This window comes from Niastella sp. (assembly GCF_045805085.1).
Taxonomy (GTDB): Bacteria; Bacteroidota; Bacteroidia; order Chitinophagales; family Chitinophagaceae; genus Niastella.
Window position 1 is genome coordinate 1 of the sequence record NZ_JBJMLX010000027.1, and the last position, 6025, is coordinate 6025.

Here is a 6025-nt window from a genome sequence, read left to right on the forward strand (position 1 = left end):
AGTACCAGTCAGAATTATATTGAAGACAAGCGGGTGAAAAACCTGCAACGCTTTTTCCTGTTGAGTTTTACTTATAATCTTACTAAAAGCAGGTTGAATGCCTCAGGAGGGCCCCGCAGCATACATATGATTGGCGGATAGTATATAATGGAGGTTGAGCATGGTAACAAAATTGCAGGGTATGGAATGAAATCCACAAACACTATTACCATGTCAAAAAGCACAACAGCCGCCACACCGGTGACCAATGTAGAAGGTATGGGTTCCATTGTCCACGATAATGGCGTATACTTTAGAGTTTGGGCGCCCCATGCAAAAAAGGTATTTGTTACAGGGGAGTTTAATAACTGGTCAAAGAATAAACACTCCTTGACACATGAAGGCAACGGGTATTGGGGGATAAATATTTCCGATGCCAAAGCAGGCAATCAATATAAATACATCTTACAAACCGATATGGGTTTGCTGTACCGCAACGACCCGTATGCAAGGGAATTGACCAACTCATCTGGTAATTCCATTATTACAGATCCGCATTTTGAGTGGACGGACCAGGACTTTCAAATGCCAAACTGGAATGAGCTGGTGATCTATGAAATGCACATCGGCACGTTCAATGTAAAAGAAGAGGGGAAGCCCGGTACTTTTGAAACCGCCAAACAACGGTTGGGTTATTTAAAAGCACTCGGGATTAATGCCATTGAAATAATGCCGACTACCGAATTCCCGGGCGGCATTTCATGGGGGTATAATTTATCGCACCCGTATGCTATTGAATCAGATTACGGCGGTGTAAAGGGGCTTAAAGAGCTCATCAATACAGCCCATGAATTAGGGATTGCCATTATCCTCGATGTGGTGTATAACCATTTTGGGCCTTCCGACCTGGACCTGTGGCAATTTGATGGCTGGAGCGAGAATGGCGGCGGTGGTATTTATTTCTACCAGGACTGGCGGGCTGAAACGCCCTGGGGCCATACCCGGCCCGATTATGGCCGCCCCGAGGTTCGGCAATACCTGCGCGACAATGCCCTGATGTGGCTCGAAGATTACCATATAGATGGCCTGCGTACCGATGCGTTGCTGTTTGTTCGCAATGCGCAAGGTAAAAATTTGCCCGAAGCAGATCTGCCCGAAGGCTGGTCGTTGATGAAATGGATAAATGAAGAAATGAATAAACGCTACCCCTGGAAGATAAAGATTGCCGAAGACCTGCAGAACAATGAATGGATCACCAAAAAAGCAGAAGAGAACGGCCAGGGGTATAATACCCAATGGGATCCTGCCTTCACCTTCAGTGTGCGGGATGTTTTAAAGGTGCCTGAAGATGACCACCGTGATCTGGATAAGATACAATTTGCCATTATGCATAATTTTAATGGCGATGCCTTTCAACGGGTGATTTATACCGAATCGCACGACGATGTGGCCAATGGCAAAACGCGGGTGCCGGAAGAAATAGCACCGGGCGATGCGCAGAACTGGTTTGCCAAAAAGCGATCGGTATTGGGCGCCGTACTGGTTTTTACGGCTGCCGGCATTCCGATGATCTTCCAGGGGCAGGAATTTGTGGAAGATGGCTGGTTTGATGATAACATACCCCTCGACTGGTCAAAATTCAGCGACTTTAAAGGCATTGCCCGTTTGTACCGCGATTGTATACGGTTACGCCGAAATATGGAAGGGTTTACCAAAGGTCTAGCGGGCCAGCATACCCGCATCACACATGTAAACAACAAGGATAAAGTAATAGCCTTTCATCGCTGGTATGAGGGCGGTCCAAAGGACAGCACCATTGTTGTTTTGAATTTTATGAATAAAGAACATAAGGACTATGTGATTGGCGTACCGGAAGAAGGTATATGGAAAGTACGGTTCAACAGTGACTGGAAAGGGTATGATGAATCGTTTACCGATTCGCCTGCGTTTGATGTGGAAACGTTTACAAGCAAAAAGGATGAACAGGAATACAGTATTGCTATAAACATGGGGCCTTACAATGCATTGATCCTTTCGCGGGATTAAAAAAAAGAGGGCCGGATAGACATCCAGCCCCGTATTAATCCAATATCCTATGAAAAACCAATTGGAAGGTAATATCAAAAACTGATATTACCTATGACCATCATCATCGAAAACAGAAGTTTATCTATTTATTGATTTGCGCTAACTTTTTTATAGGAATGCAGCGAAAAAAATACTAAGTAATGAGGTTAGAAAAGATAAAGGCCCCGAAGAATCGGGGCCTCGTGTTAATCCAATATCCTATGAAAAACCTATATAAAAGTAGAATGAATTATAAAGCTTTTTCATGACGACCATCATTATCTTTTGATGATTGTGGCAATGCTTTTTATAAGTAATGCTATATGCGAAAAAAAGAAAAACCATTAATTGTTCATGCAAATCATCCTCCTCTGCCATTACGTTGCATTTGTTCCATTGTTTTATCCCGTTCTTTAGAAAATTCCGAAGCCGTTACTTTTTTGCCTTTTTTAGGCTCTTTGATCGCGGCCACATCAACTTTCTGCGATACTTCCACCGCTTTATAGGTGGTGTTACCGTTAATATCGATCTGTAAAATTAAACCGGGTAGCTGGCCTTCGAAGTCAGGACCGGTCGATACAGGGATCGCAGGCGTAAACCAGGCAATAATGTTGCTGGTATCGGGCAACTCCTTTCGGTTCATAACCCCGTTTTCCATCGATATCATATTGCGTTTGCCGGGCCGGGTGGTAATAGCCTGCTGACATGCATACCCCAGGATAGTCCTTGTTTCGCCAGTAAGTTTCCAGTTCCCTTTGCGAACACTATCGGTAACCAGGTATTGTTTGGTGGCAAACTCCTTTTGTTCAACCTTACGGCCTTCGGTAAAATTGAGCCAGGTAATGTCATCGTCGCCCAGGCCAACGTGAAACTGTATACCGTTTTCGTTGCCGAATTCGGGAGCTACATTTTCTTCCAGCGACCGGCGCAGCATTTGGTTGTTACCGAACAGTACTTCAAGCTTAATTACATGCGTCCTTTGCGCCGGCGGCGGCCCCGCCATCTCCATACCACCGCCGCCCTCACGTACATCGGTTCGTAGCATCATTTGCCTGGTAAACTCATACACTACCCGGCCGCTTTGTTGTTGCGCCCATACGTTCCCGGATATTAGTAAACCGGCTATAAAGTATATCGCTTTCATATTCATTATTGTTTGTTTCAAAACTATAGCAGTGGCCAACGGTAACAGGTTAATACATCTATGATTAATGTTAATTAAGGTTAATGACATTAGCCAGCCGGCATTATTCGGCTACTTTTGTAAGGTTATGCATGGGCGCCGATTGTATTTACAGGTTATTTTAATGTTGCTGGCTATAATAGCTGTAGCAACCTTCCAGCTTTACTGGCTTGCCAAAAACTTCCGGGAAGAAAAGCATGAACTGGCCTTTAGGACCCATGTTTTATTTCGCGAGACCATACAACGCATAAGGGTGGAGAAACTAAAGCTGGACACCAATGCGGATGTTCATTTTGAACGGGTACGTTACGGTGCAGTTGGGATAATAGACGCCATGCACCAAAGGGTGATGGATACCCTTGGCCAGAAACAGTTTCGCGTTATGGTGACCCGGAAAGATTTAAGTCAGTTGCCCCGTCCCGGTCAGCCGCCGGTTTCGCTGGATGAGATCCAAATATTCAAAGATGGGCCCGCTCCGGGTATGGTGCGGGTATTAAGTAGAGTTGATTCCCTGCAGGATAGCATTAGCGTAAAAGAGCTTTCTGCCAGGTATGCGAAATTATTAAAGCAGGAAAGGATCCCCATTTCGTTCTCAATAACCAGTCGGAAAGTGGTACCGGATAAGGATAGCATGAGGCTATCACCAACTTTTGACAGGGATAATGAAATGACTGTAGGTTTTAATCATCCTGTAACCTTCAGACTGGCTATTTCAAACACCAACACGTTTGTATTACAGAAAATGTGGCCGCAATTTTTATTGTCGGTGGTGCTGGTGGGACTTACCGCCTTATCGTTTGCACTGTTGTTGCGCAGTTTAATCCAGCAACGCAAACTAACAAAGATCAAGAACGACTTTATCAGCAATATTACCCATGAGCTGAAAACGCCTATTGCTACTGTAAGTGTGGCCATTGAAGCTTTACGGAATTTTGACGCCCTGCACGATCCGGAGCGAACAAAGGAATACCTCGCCATTTCTTCCAATGAATTGCAACGCTTATCGTTCCTGGTTGATAAAGTGCTTAAATTGTCGATGTTTGAAAAACACCAGGTGGAGTTGAAAGAAGAAGCTGTTGACCTGGCTGTACTGGTGAAGGAGGTAGTAGGCTCCATGAAGCTGCAATTTGAAAAATATCAGGCAGAGGTAAATGTTCAATTGAAGGGTTACCGGTACGGCATTAATGCAGACAGGTTGCATATAACCAGTGTGTTGTTCAATTTACTGGATAATGCGTTGAAGTATAGTAAGGATAATCCCTCCATTCGTATTGACCTTAAGGACGAAACCGAACAGATCTTCTTACTGGTGTCTGATAATGGCATCGGCATTCCGGCAGAATACCACAAAAAGATCTTCGATAAGTTTTTCCGTGTTCCTTCGGGCGATACCCACAATGTAAAAGGGTATGGACTGGGATTGAGCTATGTGTCCTATGTTATTCAGCGGCATTATGGCTCCATTGAAGTAGAAAGTGAGCCTGGAATTGGTAGCCGTTTTATTATTAAACTTCCTGCAGCTTCATGAGCAAGATCAAAATACTATACGTAGAAGATGAATTGTTTCTGGGTAAAATTGTAAAAGAAAGCCTGGAGAGCCGCCAGTTTGAAGTGGTGATGGAAAGCGATGGTACCAATGTGCTTTCCATTTTCCGCGAAATGAATCCTGATGTTTGCGTGCTCGATGTAATGCTGCCCAATAAAGATGGTTTTACCATTGCCGGTGAAATACGCGAAATAAATGGCCGGGTGCCTATCATCTTCCTTACGGCCAAAACACAAACCGACGACCTGGTAAAAGGGTTCTCCCTTGGTGGTAACGATTACATTCGTAAGCCATTCAGCATGGAAGAATTAATAGTGCGTATTGAAAATGCCTTGCGCTTTAAGGAACCGGGCGCCAAAACCATCAATGGCAAAGACACCCTGCAAATTGGCAACTATAACTTCAATGTTGCGCGGCAGTTGTTGTCGGGTTATAATGAAGAACGAAAATTGTCGTTCCGCGAAAGTGAGTTGTTGAAATTGTTGTATGAAAACCGCGATAAGATCATTGATCGCAAAGACATTTTAAACCTGCTGTGGGGTAATGACTCCTTTTTTAACTCCCGCAACCTGGATGTATACATTACCAAATTGCGCAGCTATCTAAAAGAAGACGAGTTGATGGAAATAATTACCATCAAGGGCGTAGGCTACCGCTTTGTTGTAGGGTAAACCTAACCAATTTTAATTGTTCTGATTGGCTCTTGTTGTTGCGGCTTACCCAGTCGTTTAAGAAACCACATAATAGTGAAGCTGGGAATAAAATCGGTTCCTGGCAGGATCTCTTCTACAAAGTTGAACATCCCACCCATTGCACCTTTCCAGCCACCGAAGGTTATAAAGAAAATGATACCTGAGATGGGCGCCCAAATGATATCGCCCAACTCACCCAGACCGGGTATGATGTAAGTGGCATAACCGATGAGGTCCATCAACACACAAAACGCCAAAGAGGGTTGTTTCTTCATTTCCTGAATTTACTTAGAATTAAGACAAATTATAGGTCGTTCAGGTTGTAAAAAAGTTACGGGTTGGTTGTTAAAATTTAGCCAACGGCGTTGCTACACCAATAACATTCTCTTTTTCAATACTGATTCTATTTCTTCCAGTTTAAAAGGTTTTGAAATATAATCGTTCATCCCGGCCTCAATACATTTTTCCTTGTCGCCCTGCATGGCGTCGGCGGTTAGGGCGATCACGGGAATGAGGCTGTAAGGCTCCGGTAACTGGCGAATGAGGCGGGTAGTAGTG

The 6025-nt window shown here is 44.2% G+C and carries 6 protein-coding genes; 3 read left to right on the forward strand and 3 right to left on the reverse strand.

From position 1 onward, the window contains the following. Positions 1-186 precede the first annotated feature (186 nt). Entirely contained in the window at positions 187-2025 is a 1839-nt protein-coding gene (locus ACJ751_RS01335) for an alpha-amylase family glycosyl hydrolase (RefSeq protein ID WP_407743572.1), read from the forward strand. A gap of 382 nt (positions 2026-2407) precedes the next feature. Here ACJ751_RS01335 and ACJ751_RS01340 read toward each other — a convergent pair whose 3' ends face one another. Beyond that, positions 2408-3190 (reverse strand): GLPGLI family protein, encoded by a 783-nt coding sequence (locus ACJ751_RS01340; RefSeq protein WP_407743573.1) that lies wholly within the window; start codon positions 3188-3190, stop codon positions 2408-2410. 127 nt (positions 3191-3317) lie between these two features. On the opposite strand from ACJ751_RS01340, the gene ACJ751_RS01345 reads away from it, so the two are divergent. Together ACJ751_RS01345 and ACJ751_RS01350 are read left to right on the forward strand one after the other, a co-directional pair. Then, entirely contained in the window at positions 3318-4757 is a 1440-nt protein-coding gene (locus ACJ751_RS01345) for a sensor histidine kinase (protein WP_407743574.1), read from the forward strand. Next, entirely contained in the window at positions 4754-5446 is a 693-nt protein-coding gene (locus tag ACJ751_RS01350; RefSeq protein ID WP_407743575.1) for a response regulator transcription factor, read from the forward strand. Before ACJ751_RS01345 ends, ACJ751_RS01350 begins: the two co-directional genes overlap by 4 nt. Before the next feature lie 2 nt (positions 5447-5448). On the opposite strand, the gene ACJ751_RS01355 is transcribed toward ACJ751_RS01350, so the two are convergent. Beyond that, positions 5449-5742, reverse strand: coding sequence for a hypothetical protein (locus ACJ751_RS01355; protein ID WP_407743576.1), 294 nt, complete (start codon positions 5740-5742; stop codon positions 5449-5451). 93 nt (positions 5743-5835) lie between these two features. After that, a partial coding sequence (locus ACJ751_RS01360) for a response regulator (RefSeq protein ID WP_407743577.1) occupies positions 5836-6025 on the reverse strand: 190 nt, incomplete at its 5' end.

Bases quoted from the DNA above. Each gene is read 5' to 3' on its own strand.
- ACJ751_RS01335 (WP_407743572.1), top strand. From the start codon at position 187: ATGAAATCCACAAACACTATTACCATGTCAAAAAGCACAACAGCCGCC.
- ACJ751_RS01340 (WP_407743573.1), bottom strand. From the start codon at position 3,190: ATGAAAGCGATATACTTTATAGCCGGTTTACTAATATCCGGGAACGTA.
- ACJ751_RS01345 (WP_407743574.1), top strand. From the start codon at position 3,318: ATGCATGGGCGCCGATTGTATTTACAGGTTATTTTAATGTTGCTGGCT.
- ACJ751_RS01350 (WP_407743575.1), top strand. From the start codon at position 4,754: ATGAGCAAGATCAAAATACTATACGTAGAAGATGAATTGTTTCTGGGT.
- ACJ751_RS01355 (WP_407743576.1), bottom strand. From the start codon at position 5,742: ATGAAGAAACAACCCTCTTTGGCGTTTTGTGTGTTGATGGACCTCATC.